This window comes from Sphingomonas sp. MM-1, from assembly GCF_000347675.2.
GTDB lineage: Bacteria > Pseudomonadota > Alphaproteobacteria > Sphingomonadales > Sphingomonadaceae > Sphingomonas_E > Sphingomonas_E fennica.
In genome coordinates, this window is sequence record NC_020561.1 from 1,554,629 (window position 1) to 1,568,797 (window position 14,169).

A 14,169-nucleotide genomic window follows, 5' to 3' on the forward strand; every position below is an offset into this window, starting at 1 on the left:
GGCAGAACCATGCGTCACATCCTTGCCACCGGCCTGCTCTCGCTGGCGATCGCCGGCTGCGGACCGGTCAATCGCGGCGTCGAATCGGTGAACCAGCCGGTCGTGAGCCGCGCCGATTACGTGTTCGACGTGAACGCCGATGGACTGGCGTCGCCCGATAGCGCCGAAGGGCGCCGGCTGGACGCCTGGTTCGCCGCGCTCCGGCTGGGCTATGGCGACAGCATCGCGCTCGACGACCCGGCCCCTTATGGGCATGAGGGCGCCCGCGCGACGATCGCCGCCATCCTCGCGGATCACGGCATGCTGCTGGGCAATGCCGCACCGGTGATGCCGGGATCGCCCGTCGCCGGCTCCATCCGCGTCGTCGTCAGCCGGTCCCGCGCCGAGGTGCAGGGCTGCCCGAACTGGAGCCGCCCCTCCCAGCCGGAATTCGCCGCGTCCACCATGTCCAACTATGGCTGCGCGGTGAACGCCAACCTCGCGGCGATGGTCGCCAATCCGGAGGATCTGGTGCGCGGCCAGGAAGCGTTCGGCTCCGATGCCCGCAGCGTCACCAAGGCGATCCAGTCCTACCGCCAGAAGGCCCCGACGGGCGCCGAAGGTCTCAAGTCCGAATCGACGACGAAAGGCAGCAAATAATGAACGCGCCCTTCCACGCCCGCGGCAGCGCGCTACGCGATCCCTTCTCCGCCTTCGTCTGCGACGAGGCCACGGCCGAGCTGCTGCGCCTCGTCGTCGCCGAAATGGGCTGGGCGCCCGAAAAGGTGAACAAGGGCGGGCTGCGCAATGCCGTCCAGTCGCTCTCCGTATCGGCCAGCCCCGGCATCCTCTTCGTCGACATGACGGAATCGGGCGATCCGCTGAACGACATCAATTCGCTGGCCGAGGTGTGCGAGCCCGGCACGGTGGTGATCGCCGCCGGCCAGGTGAACGATGTCCGCCTCTATCGCGATCTCGTCGCCTCCGGCATCCAGGATTATCTGCTGAAGCCGTTCAATCCGGATCAGCTGCGCGATGCCTTCGCGCAGGCGCAGATGACGCTGGCCGGCCCGCGCGGCGGCGAGCAGGTGGTCGATCGCCCGCATCTTTCCGCCGCCGTGATCGGCGTGCGCGGCGGCGTCGGCGCCTCCACCCTCGCCTCCTCGATCGCCTGGCTGTTCGGCGAACGCTCCGGCCGCACCACCGCGCTCCTCGATCTCGACGTCCATTTCGGCACCGGCGCGCTCGCGCTCGATCTGGAACCGGGCCGGGGCCTTACCGACGCCATCGAAAATCCCAGCCGCATCGACGGCCTGTTCATCGAACGCGCGATGGTGAAGGCCAATGACAAACTGGCCGTGCTGTCGGCCGAAGCGCCGATCACCCAGCCGCTGCTGTCCGACGGATCGGCCTTCCACCAGTTGCAGGAGGAATTGCGCGCCGCCTTCGAATGCACCGTGGTCGATCTGCCGCGCGCCATGCTGATCCAGCATCCGCACCTGATCCACGATCTGCAGGCGGTGCTGGTGGTGACGGAATTCACCCTCGCCGCGACGCGGGATACGATCCGCATCCTCGCCTGGCTGAAGTCCAACGCCCCGCAGGCGCGGGTCATCCTCGTCGCCAATCGGGTGCCCACGGTCGGCGTGCCGGAAATCGCGCGCAAGGATTTCGAAAGCTCGATCGAGCGCGCCGTGGATTTCGTGCTGCCTTACGACCAGAAGACGGCCGCGCAGGCCGCCAAGGTGGGCAAGCCGCTCGCCGAGGTCGGCAAGACCGCCAAGATCGGCCCGATGGTGAACGAGATCGCCACGCGCCTGATCGCGGTGGTCGACGGCAAGGAAGCCGCCGACCAGCCATCCGGCAAGTCGCTGCTCGGCAAGCTGGGCGACATCAAGTCGCTGCTGCCCGCCAAGAAGCAGAAGCAGGGCTGAGCCCGATGGCGCTGGCGCCGATCCTGATCTTCGCGGCCGGCATCGCCGGCGTGCTGCTGCTGCTCTTCGCGGCCTTTTCCGGCCCGTCGACGGCCAAGGCGCAGACCCGCCGGCTGGCCGAGATCCGCGATCGCCACAACAAGAGCGGCGCCGGTGCGGTCGAAGCCCAGATGCGGCGCATCATCGCCCAGCGCGAAACCAGGCTGGACCTGGCCTTCAGCCGCTTCATCCCCAATCCGGCCCAGCTTCAGAAGCGGCTGGACATGACGGGCAAGGCGTGGACCGTCGGCAAATATGCGCTGACCTCGCTCGCCATCGCCTGCGTGGTCGCGCTGCTGATCCTCACGCGCGGCGCGCCGATCCTGCTCGCCATCTTCGTCGGGCTGGTGGTGGGCCTGGGCGTGCCGCACATGCTGGTGGGAATGCAGATCAACAAGCGCGTCGCCGCCTTCAACGCCAAGTTCCCCGACGCGATCGAGCTGCTGGTGCGCGGCCTGCGCTCGGGCCTGCCCATCTCCGAAACGCTGGGCGTGGTCGCCAGCGAGGTGCCGGGGCCGGTGGGCATCGAATTCCGTTCGGTTTCCGACAAGATGAAGATCGGCCGGACGATGGATGCCGCCCTCCAGGAAACCGCCGACCGGCTGGGCACGCCCGAATTCCAGTTCTTCACCATCACGCTGCAGATCCAGCGCGAAACGGGCGGCAACCTTGCCGAAACCCTCGCCAACCTGGCGGATGTGCTGCGCAAGCGGGCGCAGATGAAGCTGAAGATCAAGGCGATGTCGTCGGAATCCAAGGCATCGGCCTATATCATCGGCGCGCTGCCCTTCATCGTCTTCGCCCTGATCTGCTACATAAATTACGATTATATGGGCAAATTCTTCGTCGACGAGCGGCTGATGATCGCGGGGGGCGGCGGCCTTATCTGGATGAGCATCGGCGCTTTCATCATGCGCCAGATGATCAATTTCGAAATCTGATCGGGGAAGCGGGGACATGGAAGCGCAAGGCCCGACGCTGATGGGGGTGGATGTCTACATGGTGGCGACCCTGCTCGCCGCCGTGGCCACCTTCGCGCTGCTCGTCGCCATCTATGCCGCCACCACGGTGCGCGATCCGATGGCCAAGCGCGTCAAGGCGCTGAACGAGCGGCGGGAGCAGCTGAAGGCCGGCATCACCGCTTCCACCGGCAAGCGCCGGGTGAAGCTGAACGCCACCAACGAAACCGCCGATCGCATGCGCAGCTTCCTCAATTCGATGAAGGTGCTGCAGGACGAGCAGCTCAAGCAGGCGCAGATCAAGCTGATGCAGGCCGGCATCCGATCCAAGGATGCGGCGATCGCGGTGATCTTCGGCCGGCTGGTGCTGCCGGTGGTGATTGGCGGCGGCGTGTTCCTGGCGATCTACGTCTTCGGCTGGCTGGGCGACTGGAGCCCATTCAAGAAATCGCTGATGGCGGCGGGATCGCTGCTGCTCAGCTACAAGGCGCCCGATCTCTACGTCCAGAACAAGATTTCCAAGCGCACGGCCGCGATCCGCAAGGGCCTGCCCGACGCGCTCGACCTGCTGGTGATCTGCGCCGAGGCCGGCCTTACCGTGGACGCCGCCTTCCACCGCGTCGCCAAGGAGCTGGGCAAGGCCTATCCCGAGCTGGGCGACGAATTCGCGCTCACGGCGATCGAGCTCGGCTTCCTCACCGAACGGCGCGCCGCCTTCGAGAATCTCGCGATGCGCGTCGATCTGGATTCGATCCGCGGCGTCGTCACCACTATGATCCAGACGGAGAAATACGGCACGCCGCTGGCCTCCGCGCTCCGCGTGCTTTCCGCCGAATTCCGCAACGAACGGATGATGCGCGCCGAGGAAAAGGCCGCCCGCCTGCCCGCGATCATGACGGTGCCGCTGATCTGCTTCATCCTGCCGGTGCTGTTCGTCGTCATCCTCGGCCCGGCGGCCTGCTCGATCTCGGACAACCTCATCAACCGCTGATATGGGGAACCCGGCGGCGGGGCCGTGCGCTCTGCCGCCGGGAACCAGACCAGGCGGAGCGCATCCCGTGCCATCGATCCATGACGCCGCCGCCCGTGGCTATTCGGCGCGGGCGGAAACCTATCGGAGCGGCCGGCCCGATTATCCCGCGGAGGTCGCCGGCTGGCTCCGCGACGTAATCGGCCTCGCGCCCGGCCGTGTCGTCGTCGATCTGGGCGCGGGCACGGGCAAATTCCTGCCATGGCTGCGCGGGACCGGGGCGCGGACGATCGCGGTCGAGCCCGTGGCGGCGATGCGGGACAAGCTGGCCGCCGACAATCCCGACATCGAATGCCTCGCCGGCACCGCCGAGGCCATTCCCCTGCCGCCCGCGTCGGCCGACGCGGTGATCTGTGCGCAATCCTTCCACTGGTTCGCCAATGCCGCCGCCCTGGCCGAGATACGCCGCGTGCTGGCGCCCGGCGGGATGCTGGGGCTGATCTGGAACGTGCGCGACGAAAGCGTGGACTGGGTGGCGCGGCTGAGCGCGATCACCGATGCCCATCAGGGCGATGCCCCCCGCTACAAATCGGGCGCGTGGCGCAACCTTTTCCCGGCCGAGGGATTCGCCGCCGTCGGCGAGGCGCATTTCCGCCACGCGCATATCGGCCCCGCCGATCAGGTGGTGCTGGACCGCACGCTTTCGACCAGCTTCATCGCCGCCTTGCCGCCCGCCGGGCAGGAGGCGGTGGCCGCCCGGGTCCGCGCGCTGATCGCCTCGACGCCGGCCCTGGCGGGAGAAGAAACCGCCTTCCCCTATGAGACCGCCGCCTTCGCCTTCCGCAAGACGGACTGATCGCGACGGAACGTCGGACGGCGGCAGCCGTTGGCCTCCACACGATCAGGAGAGGCGATGACGATGCTCAGCTTTTCGCCAAATCAATGGGCGGTGCTCGCGCTGGTGCTGGTGCTCGGCTGGCTGCTGGGGCTGCTGTCGCGATCCGGCGGCGCGAAATGGCGCCATCTCTACGAACAGGAGCGCAGCGATCATCAGGCGACGATCGCCGATCGCGATGCCCGGATCGCGGCGGCCAACGCCCGGATCGCCGAGCTGGAACGGACGGCGCCCGCCATCGGCGCGGGCACGGCCGGCGCCATCGCGGCCGCCGCGCGCGGCGGCGTGGACGACCTCACCCGCATCCACGGCATCGACCGCAACGAGGAAGTCCGCCTGAACGAGGAAGGCTATGCCCACTTCCGGGACATCGCACGGATGAGCGATGGCGACGAAGCCACGCTCGAAGGCCGGATGGGCTATGAGCCCGGCCGCATCGCCCGCGAAAACTGGCGCGGGCAGGCCGCCGCCCTCGCGGAGGGCCGGGCGCCGGAATATCGCCAGGCCTGAGGACCGCCCCTCCCCGCCTGCCGATCGGACGGAGAGGGGCGGCGCATCTCAGCCCTTCTTCTTCAGCGCCGCCTGCGCGGCGGCAAGCCTTGCGATCGGCACGCGATAGGGCGAGGCCGACACGTAATCGAGGCCGGTTTCCTCGCAGAAGGCGATCGAGGCCGGATCGCCGCCATGCTCGCCGCAGATGCCCAGCTTGATGCCGGGGCGCGTCTTGCGGCCGCGCTCCGCCGCCAGCTCGATCAGCTCGCCCACGCCTTCGACATCCAGGCTCACGAACGGATCGCGGGCATAGATGCCCTTGTCGACATAGGTGGTGAGGAAGCGGCCGGCGTCGTCGCGGCTGACGCCCAGCGTCGTCTGCGTCAGATCGTTGGTGCCGAAGGAGAAGAATTCGGCGACCTCGGCGATCTCGCCGGCCTTGAGCGCGGCGCGCGGCAGCTCGATCATCGTGCCGACCAGATAGTCGATGGTCCGGCCCTTCTCGGCGAACACCGCCTTGGCGGTGCTGTCGATCACGTCCTTCATCAGCTCCAGCTCGCGCTTCGTGGCGACGAGCGGGACCATCACCTCCGGGATCGGCGCCGCGCCGCTCTTCTCCGCAACGGCGACGGCCGCCTCGAAGATGGCGCGGGCCTGCATCTCGTAGATTTCGGGGTAGGTGACGCCGAGGCGGCAGCCGCGATGGCCGAGCATCGGGTTGAATTCATGCAGCTCCGCCGCGCGCCGCTTGAGCGCCTCGACGCCGACGCCGGCCGCCTCGGCCACCTCGCTGAACTCCTCCTCCGCATGGGGCAGGAATTCGTGCAGCGGCGGATCGAGCAGGCGGATCGTCACCGGCAGGCCGGCCATGATCTCGAAGATCTGGACGAAGTCGCCGCGCTGTTCGGGCAGCAGCTTCTCCAGCGCGACGCGGCGGCCCTTCTCGTCCTCGGCCAGGATCATCTGGCGCACCGCGGTGATGCGCGCGGCATCGAAGAACATATGCTCGGTGCGGCACAGGCCCACGCCTTCCGCGCCGAAGGTGCGCGCGGTCTTGCAGTCCAGCGGCGTTTCCGCATTGGCGCGGACCTTGAGGCGGCGCACCTTGTCCGCCCAGCCCATCAGCACGCCGAAATCGCCGGCCAGCTCCGGCTCGACGGTCGCGACCTTGCCCACCATCACCTCGCCGGTCGATCCGTCGATGGTGATGACGTCGCCTTCCTTCACCTCGCGCCCGCCGACGCGGAACAGCCGCGCCTTGGCGTCGATGGCGAGGCTGCCCACGCCCGACACGCAGGGGCGGCCCATGCCGCGCGCCACCACGGCGGCGTGGCTGGTCATGCCGCCGCGCGCCGTCAGGATGCCCTTGGCGGCGTGCATGCCGTGGATATCCTCCGGCGAGGTTTCGACACGGACGAGGATCACCGCATCGCCCAGCTCGGCGCGATGCTCGGCGGTGTCGCTGTCGAACACGGCGATGCCGGATGCGGCGCCCGGCGAGGCGGGCAGGCCCTTGGCGATCACGTCACGCGGGGCGTTGGGATCGAGCGTGGGGTGGAGAAGCTGGTCGAGCGCGGCCGGATCGACGCGGGCGACGGCCTCCTCCTCGCTGATCAGCCCTTCATTGGCCATGTCCACCGCGATCTTCAGCGCGGCCTTGGCGGTGCGCTTGCCGTTGCGGGTCTGGAGCATCCAGAGGTGTCCGCGCTCCACGGTGAACTCGATATCCTGCATGTCGCGATAATGCGTTTCCAGCAGGTCGAACACCTTGGCGAGCTGGCCGTAGACCTCCGGCATCGCCTCTTCCATCGACAGCGGCTTGGCGCCGGCCGCCTCGCGCGCGGCCTTGGTCAGATATTGCGGGGTGCGGATGCCCGCCACCACGTCCTCGCCCTGCGCGTTGATCAGGAATTCGCCATAATAAGCCCGGTCGCCCTTGGAAGGATCGCGGGTGAAGGCGACGCCGGTGGCCGATGTGTCGCCCATATTGCCGAACACCATCGCCTGCACGTTGACGGCGGTGCCCCAGTCGGCCGGGATGTCGTTCAGCCGACGATAGACCTTGGCCCGTTCCGACTGCCACGATCCGAACACCGCGCCCACCGCGCCCCACAGCTGCTCATGCACGTCCTGCGGGAAGGGCTTGCCCCACTGCTCCTCGACGATCGCCTTGTAGCGCTTGACCAGCGCCTGCCAGTCGGCGGCCGAAAGCTCGGTATCGAGGCTGTAGCCCTTGTCCTCCTTGGCGATCTCCAGCGCTTCCTCGAACGCGCCGTGGTCCAGCTCCAGCACCACGTCCGAATACATCTGGATGAAGCGGCGATAGCTGTCCCAGGCGAAGCGATCGTCGCCGGAAATCGCGGCCAGCCCGGCCACCGTCTCGTCGTTGAGGCCGAGGTTGAGCACCGTGTCCATCATCCCCGGCATGGAAGCCCGCGCGCCCGAGCGGACCGACACCAGCAGCGGATCGGCGGCGACGCCGAACTTCTTGCCCGTCACGGCCTCGATATGGGCGATGCCGTTCGCGACTTCGGCCTTCAGGCTTTCGGGGAAGGACTGGCCCTCCTCATAATAACGCGTGCACATCTCCGTCGAGATGGTGAAGCCCGGGGGCACCGGCAGGCCGATCGAGGCCATTTCCGCCAGGTTCGCGCCCTTGCCGCCCAGGAGGTTGCGATCCCCCTTGCCGCCATCCGAAACACCGCCGCCGAAACGGTAGACGTATTGCGTCATCAACTCTCACCCTCGTTGAGCCGCCGCCGAAGTTGAGGAAGTTGAGGATTGCGATTGCGCTTCCTCAACCTCCCCCGGCGGAGGCGCTTCAGCCCTCGATCCTCGAGAAATCAGCCACTTCATGCACCGCCGCGCGGATGCGTGAGAGCAGCCCCAACCGTGCCGTCCGTTTGGCGGGGTCGGCATCGTTCACCGTCACCTTGTCAAAGAAGGCGTCGATCGGCCCGCGCAGGCCGGCCAGCGCCTGCATCGCGCCCTCGAAATCCTCGGCCGCGATCGCGGCCGCCGCCTTCGGCTCGGCCACGTCGAGCGCAGCGACCAGATCAGCCTCTTCCTTTTCGGGCGTGTAGGACAGCCCCTTCCCATCCGTCATGCCAGCGAAGGCTGGCATCTCGTGCGGCCGAACGCCCGCGCCTTCGCCCGAGGCCCCAGCCTTCGCTGGGGTGACGGGCAGGGATTCAACCCCCTCCTTCTTCAGGATGTTGGCCGCGCGCTTGTAGCCGGCCAGCAGGTTGCGCCCATCCTCGGTGGAAACGAACGCTTGCAGCGCCTTCACCCGGGCGAGCAGGCGGACGAGATCATCCTCCCCGCCGAGCGCGAACACCGCGTCGATCAGGTCATGCCGAACGCCGGCCTCGCGCTGCTGGACCTTGAGGCGGTCGGCGAAGAAATCGAGCAGGTCGGCCGGAATGGCGAAGCGCAGGCCGTTGTCCATCAGCAGGCGGATGATGCCGAGCGCGGAGCGCCGCAGCGCGAACGGGTCCTTGGAACCGGTCGGCGTTTCGCCGATGGCGAAGAACTGCTCCAGGCTGTCCAGCTTGTCCGCAAGGCTGACGGCCACCGTCACCGGCGCGGTGGGCACTTCGTCGCCCTGCCCGACCGGCTTGTAATGGTCGCGGATCGCATCGGCCACCGCATCGGGCAGCCCCTCGGCGCGGGCGTAATAGCCGCCCATGATGCCCTGAAGCTCGGGAAACTCGCCGACCATGCCGGTGACGAGATCGGCCTTGGCGAGGCGCGCGGCCTGTTCGGCGAGGTCGGCCAGCGCCTCTTTCGTCATGCCAGCGGAGGCTGGCATGACGACACCGGATTCCACCAGCCAGCGCGCCAGCTTCGCCACGCGATCGACCTTGTCGGCGACGGTGCCAAGCTTTTCGTGGAAGACGATCTGGTCGAGCTTCTTCGCATTTTCGGCAAGCGGGACCTTGAGGTCCTGTTCCCAGAAGAAGCGGGCGTCGGAAAGCCGCGCGGCAAGCACCTTGCCGTTGCCGGCGGTGATCGCGGCGCCGCCATCCTTCGCATCGATATTGGCGACGCAGATGAAGGCGGCGGCGAGCCGGCCGGCCTGATCGTTCAGCACGAAATATTTCTGGTTGGTGCGCAGCGTGAGCTGGATCACCTCGCGCGGGACTTCCAGGAAGGCCGCGTCGAACCGGCCGAGCAGCGGCACCGGCCATTCGGTGAGGCCGGCATTTTCCGCCACCAGCCCTTCGTCCGGCACCACGGCGAGGCCGGCCTCCGCCGCCAGCGCGGCGGCGCGATCGCGGATGATCGCCTGCCGTTCCTTCGGGTCCAGGATGACATGGGCGGCGCGCAGCTTGGCGGCATAATCGCCGGCATTGCCGATCGTGATCTCGCCCGGATGGTGGAAGCGGTGGCCGAGCGTCGCGGCGCCCGAACGGATGCCATCGACCGCGCAATCCACCACGTCGTTGCCGAACAGGGCGACGATGCCCTGCAGCGGCCGCACCCAGCGCAGCGATGCGCTGCTGGCCGATGCCGCGCCCCAGCGCATCGACTTGGGCCAGGGGAAGGCGGCGACGATCGCGGGAATCGCCTCGGCCAGAACCTCGGCGGTCGCGCGGCCGGGCTTGTCGATCACCGCGAACAGCACGGCATTGCCCTTGGGATCGGTGCGCTCGACCAGCTGGTCGCGGGTGAGGCCGGTCTTCTTGAGGAAGCCTTCCAGCGCCTGCGCCGGCGCATCGGCGCGGGGGCCTTTCAGCTCCTCGCTCACCGCCGCCGTTTCCACGGGCAGGCCGCGCGCGATCAGCGCGAGCCGGCGCGGCGTGGCATAGGTTTCGATCCCATCGGCCTTGAGGCCGGCCCTGGCGATCTCGCCCTCGAACAGGCGGGCGAGATCGGCGCAGGCCTTTTCCTGCATCCGCGCGGGGATTTCCTCGGAACGAAGCTCAAGCAGGAAATCCATCATGCCCGAACTCCATTTTCCGTCACCGCGGCGAAGGCCGGGGCCTCGTGCGCAGCGCGCTCCGGGAGGCGAAGGGAAATGCCAGCCGGCGCTGGCATGGCGCGATTGTGGAAAGCCATCCTCACGCCTCCCACCCGTTGTGGCGCATCCACGCCTCGCAGCAGCCCTTCGCCAGATCGCGCACCCGGCCGATATAGGCCTGCCGCTCCGCGACCGAGATCACGCCCCGCGCCTGCAGCGTGTTGAAGATGTGGCTGGCCTTGATCGCCTGGTCATAGGCCGGCAGCGGCAGCGGCTTTTCCCGGTCCAGCAGCGCGCGGCATTCGTCCGCCGCCTGGGTGAACTGGCGGAACAGCACCTCGGTGTTCGCCGCCTCGAAATTATAGGCGGAGAATTGCCGTTCATTCTCCAGGAACACGTCGCCATAGGTGACGCCGTCGTCGTTGAAGGCGAGGTCATAGACCCGGTCGACGCCCTGGATATACATGGCCAGCCGCTCGAGCCCGTAGGTCAGCTCCCCCGCCACCGGCTTGCAGTCGAACCCGCCGACCTGCTGGAAATAGGTGAACTGCGTCACTTCCATGCCGTCGCACCAGACTTCCCAGCCCAACCCCCAGGCGCCGAGCGTCGGGCTTTCCCAGTCATCCTCGACGAAGCGGATGTCGTGCAGCAGGGGATCGATGCCGATCGCCGCCAGCGATCCCAGATACAGCTCCTGCAGGTTGGGCGGGCTGGGCTTCAGGATCACCTGATACTGGTAATAATGACCCAGTCGATTGGGGTTTTCGCCATAGCGGCCGTCGGTGGGCCGGCGGGAGGGCTGCACATAGGCCGCCTTCCACGGATTGGGGCCGAGCGCGCGCAATGTTGTTGCGGGATGGAAGGTGCCGGCGCCCATTTCGACATCGTAGGGCTGGAGAATCACGCAGCCCTGCTTGCTCCAATAATCATGGAGCGTCAGAATAAGCCCTTGAAAGGAAAGTTTTTCCGGCATTGATCCCCGATATTTCTTCGCATCTGCAAAAATCGCGGCGGACCCTAGCGGCGCGAAGGCATAGCGGCAAGCTGCTTGACCCCGGCTTGCGGGCGGCCCGCCGACACCGGATAAGGCGGGCCATGACGCTCATCTCCAGGCTGCTCTCCGCCGTCCTCGCCATCACGCTCGCCGCCTGCGGCCCCGCCGCCAGCCCGCCCGCAGCCGCGCGGGTGGCGCAGGAAGACCATCCGGCGCTGTGGAAGCTCGCCGACGAGGATACGACCATCTACCTGTTCGGCACCATCCATGTGCTGCCGGCCGGCTATGAATGGCGCGATGCAGCAATCGACGCGGCGATCGACCGGTCGGACGCGCTGGTGATCGAGGCGGTGATCGACCGGACCGATCCTGCCAAGGCCTTCGCCCTGCTCAGCCGGCTGGGGACGACGCCCGGCCTGCCGCCGCTGCTGGATCGCGTACCCGCCGACAAGCGCGAGCAGCTTGCCGCGCTGATCGCGCGCAGCCGCCTGCCCCAGCCCTTCCTCGACGGGATGGAGACGTGGAGCGGCGCGCTGATGCTGATGCCGGTGCTGATGAGCGACCTGGGCCTCGACGGGGGCATGGGCGTGGAGGAGCAGCTCGAGGCGCGCTTCAAGGCGGACGGGCGGCCGATCGAGGGGCTGGAGACGGCCGAGCAGCAGCTCCGCGTGCTCGATGGCCTGCCGGAGGACGTGCAGCGCCAGTTCCTGGTCGCGATGATCGACGACGGCACCGCCCAGAAGGCGGAGTTCGATGCGATGCTGGCCGCCTGGTCGCGCGGGGACGAGGCGGCGATCGCGGCGACCTTCGACAAGGACGTGCGCGTATCGCCCGAGCTGCGCGCAGCCCTGCTGGTCCGCCGCAACGCGGCTTGGGCGGATTGGCTGAAGGCGCGGCTGGACCGGCCGGGCACGATCTTCGTCGCGGTGGGCGCCGGCCACCTCGCCGGCCCGGATTCGGTGGTGCGGATGCTGGAGGCGAAGGGGCTGAAGGTGGAGCGCGTGCAATAAAGGGCCGCCGCCCCGTCCGCTTTTGACTCTTGCCCCCTGCTCGGCTATGCGCGCGCCTCCCGTTCCGGTCATCCCTGGAGGCGGTTCGGGCAGATTCAACCCAAGCGAACTGGAGACATGATATGAGCGACACGCTCACGCTGTCGGCCGAGACGCGCGACCGGGCAGGCAAGGGAGCCTCCCGCGCCATCCGTCGTGAAGGCCGCGTCCCCGCCGTTATCTACGGCAACAAGCAGGAACCGCTCTCGATCCATCTGGAAGAGAAGGTGCTGGTGAAGGCCCTGCATACCGGCCACTTCATGAACAGCGTCGTGCTGATCGACGCCGGCGGCCAGCAGATCCGCACCCTGCCGAAGGACATCCAGTTCCACCCGGTCACGGACCGTCCGCTCCACGTCGATTTCCTGCGCATCGGCGAGCACACCACCGTGCACGTCAACGTGCCGGTGACGTTCACCGATGAAGATGCCGCCCCCGGCATCAAGCGCGGCGGCGTGCTCAACATCGTCCAGCACGAGATCGAGCTGATCGTCGACGCGGCCGAGATCCCCGACGAGATTTCGATCTCGCTCAAGGGCCTCGATGTCGGCGCCTCGATCCACATCTCCGAAGTCGCGCTGCCCAAGGGCGCGAAGCCGGCGATCGCCGATCGCGACTTCACCGTCGCGACGATCGTCGCGCCGTCCGCGCTGAAGAGCCAGGAAGGCGACAACGAGACGCCCGCCGAAGGCGAAGGCGAATAACGATCGAGCCGGCGCGGCCTTCGTCCGATCGCATCGGGCGAGCCGCGCCGGCAAATCGGCTTGCGACATTTTCCTGCCCGTCGGATGATGCGATCCGACCGGAAAATGATCCTTTCAGGAAGCGGGAGAACAGCATGCGCGGTGCCAGGATTGCTTTGGGGGCCGCGTGCCTCGCCCTCCTGCCCCAGACGCTGCTGAGCGGAACCGCATTGGCCCAGGCCAAGCCCGCGCCCGCCGCCAAGCCCGGCGATCGCGACGCCTTCTGCTTCATCGCCACCGCCGCCAGCCTTGCGGCGATGCGCCAGAATGAAGCCAAGCTGACCGAGGACAACAAGAAAGCGCTGCCCGCCCTGGTGCAGGCCGTGCCCTTCTTCGCCGGCCGCGTGACCAAGCGGGTTTCGGGCGATGCCCTCACCAAGGTGCTGCGCGACGAGGAAGCCACCTTCCGCGCCAGCAATCGCGGCGTGGAGGCGGTGAACTGCCTCAACATCTTCAGCAGCGGCATGAAGACGATCATCGAGGCGACCCAGCCCGGCGCCACCAAGGCTTCCCCCGCGCCAGCGCAAAAGAAGTAACGGCCGCCCCGCGCGGCCGACGATCGCGGAATTCCACTGATGCCACAATTATGGGTCGGCCTGGGCAATCCCGGCGCGCAATATGCGATGCATCGCCACAATGTGGGCTTCATGGCGGCGGACGCCATCGCCGAAACCCACGGCTTCGGCCCGGAAAAAAAGGGCTTCCAGGGCTGGGTGCGCGAAGGGCGGATCGGATCGCACAAGATCCTGCTGCTGAAGCCCGCCACCTTCATGAACGAAAGCGGCCGCGCCGTGGGCGAGGCGATGCGCTTCTACAAGCTGGACACCGGCGACGTCACCGTATTCCATGACGAGCTCGATCTCGCGCCCTTCAAGGTGAAGGTGAAGACCGGCGGCGGCACCGCCGGGCATAACGGCCTGCGATCGACCGAGGCGCATATCGGCAACGCCTTCCGCCGCGTGCGCATCGGCATCGGCCATCCCGGCCACAAGGATCGGGTGACGGGCCATGTGCTGGGCAATTATGCCAAGGCCGAGATGGACGACCTGGCCGGGATGCTGGGCGCCATCGCCGGCGAGGCGCGCTGGTTGGCCGATGGCGACGACGCCCGCTTCATGAGCGAGATCGCGCTGCGCCAGCAGGATTGAGGAA

At 67.7% G+C, this 14,169-nt stretch carries 13 protein-coding genes; 10 read left to right on the top strand and 3 right to left on the bottom strand.

The genetic code is table 11. From position 1 onward, the window contains the following. Positions 1-9 precede the first annotated feature (9 nt). The 6 genes from G432_RS07545 to G432_RS07570 all read left to right on the top strand — a co-directional run bounded on the left by G432_RS07545 (position 10) and on the right by G432_RS07570 (position 5,286). The gene (locus tag G432_RS07545; protein ID WP_015458232.1) at positions 10-639 is read left to right on the top strand and encodes a CpaD family pilus assembly protein; all 630 of its coding nucleotides are present in this window, start codon (positions 10-12) and stop codon (positions 637-639) included. Continuing rightward, positions 639-1,913, top strand: a complete 1,275-nt coding sequence (locus G432_RS07550; protein WP_015458233.1) for an AAA family ATPase — start codon at positions 639-641, stop codon at positions 1,911-1,913. The genes G432_RS07545 and G432_RS07550 overlap by 1 nt, the downstream gene beginning before the upstream one ends. A gap of 5 nt (positions 1,914-1,918) precedes the next feature. Further along, positions 1,919-2,893 (top strand): type II secretion system F family protein, encoded by a 975-nt coding sequence (locus tag G432_RS07555; protein WP_015458234.1) that lies wholly within the window; start codon positions 1,919-1,921, stop codon positions 2,891-2,893. Positions 2,894-2,909: 16 nt separating this feature from the next. Further along, positions 2,910-3,902, top strand: coding sequence for a type II secretion system F family protein (locus G432_RS07560; RefSeq protein WP_015458235.1), 993 nt, complete (start codon positions 2,910-2,912; stop codon positions 3,900-3,902). A gap of 67 nt (positions 3,903-3,969) precedes the next feature. After that, positions 3,970-4,737 (top strand): class I SAM-dependent methyltransferase, encoded by a 768-nt coding sequence (locus tag G432_RS07565; protein WP_015458236.1) that lies wholly within the window; start codon positions 3,970-3,972, stop codon positions 4,735-4,737. Positions 4,738-4,794: 57 nt separating this feature from the next. Next, complete coding sequence (locus G432_RS07570) at positions 4,795-5,286, top strand: hypothetical protein (RefSeq protein WP_015458237.1); 492 nt, start codon at positions 4,795-4,797, stop codon at positions 5,284-5,286. 48 nt (positions 5,287-5,334) lie between these two features. Here G432_RS07570 and ppdK read toward each other — a convergent pair whose 3' ends face one another. The 3 genes from ppdK to G432_RS07585 form a co-directional block, all read right to left on the bottom strand. Beyond that, on the bottom strand, positions 5,335-8,001 hold the full coding sequence (gene ppdK / locus G432_RS07575; RefSeq protein ID WP_015458238.1) for a pyruvate, phosphate dikinase: 2,667 nt from the start codon (positions 7,999-8,001) through the stop codon (positions 5,335-5,337). An 88-nt stretch (positions 8,002-8,089) separates the two neighbouring features. Further along, entirely contained in the window at positions 8,090-10,213 is a 2,124-nt protein-coding gene (gene glyS / locus G432_RS07580; RefSeq protein WP_015458239.1) for a glycine--tRNA ligase subunit beta, read from the bottom strand. Between the two features lie 118 nt (positions 10,214-10,331). Then, positions 10,332-11,204, bottom strand: coding sequence for a glycine--tRNA ligase subunit alpha (locus G432_RS07585; protein ID WP_015458240.1), 873 nt, complete (start codon positions 11,202-11,204; stop codon positions 10,332-10,334). A 122-nt stretch (positions 11,205-11,326) separates the two neighbouring features. Here G432_RS07585 and G432_RS07590 point away from each other — a divergent pair, with 122 nt between their 5' ends. The 4 genes from G432_RS07590 to pth all read left to right on the top strand — a co-directional run bounded on the left by G432_RS07590 (position 11,327) and on the right by pth (position 14,165). Beyond that, complete coding sequence (locus G432_RS07590; RefSeq protein WP_015458241.1) at positions 11,327-12,235, top strand: TraB/GumN family protein; 909 nt, start codon at positions 11,327-11,329, stop codon at positions 12,233-12,235. Positions 12,236-12,357: 122 nt separating this feature from the next. Next, positions 12,358-12,978, top strand: a complete 621-nt coding sequence (locus G432_RS07595; protein ID WP_015458242.1) for a 50S ribosomal protein L25/general stress protein Ctc — start codon at positions 12,358-12,360, stop codon at positions 12,976-12,978. 134 nt (positions 12,979-13,112) lie between these two features. Then, positions 13,113-13,553, top strand: a complete 441-nt coding sequence (locus tag G432_RS07600; RefSeq protein WP_015458243.1) for a hypothetical protein — start codon at positions 13,113-13,115, stop codon at positions 13,551-13,553. A 39-nt stretch (positions 13,554-13,592) separates the two neighbouring features. Continuing rightward, the gene (gene pth / locus G432_RS07605) at positions 13,593-14,165 is read left to right on the top strand and encodes an aminoacyl-tRNA hydrolase (RefSeq protein WP_015458244.1); all 573 of its coding nucleotides are present in this window, start codon (positions 13,593-13,595) and stop codon (positions 14,163-14,165) included. Positions 14,166-14,169: the final 4 nt, after the last annotated feature.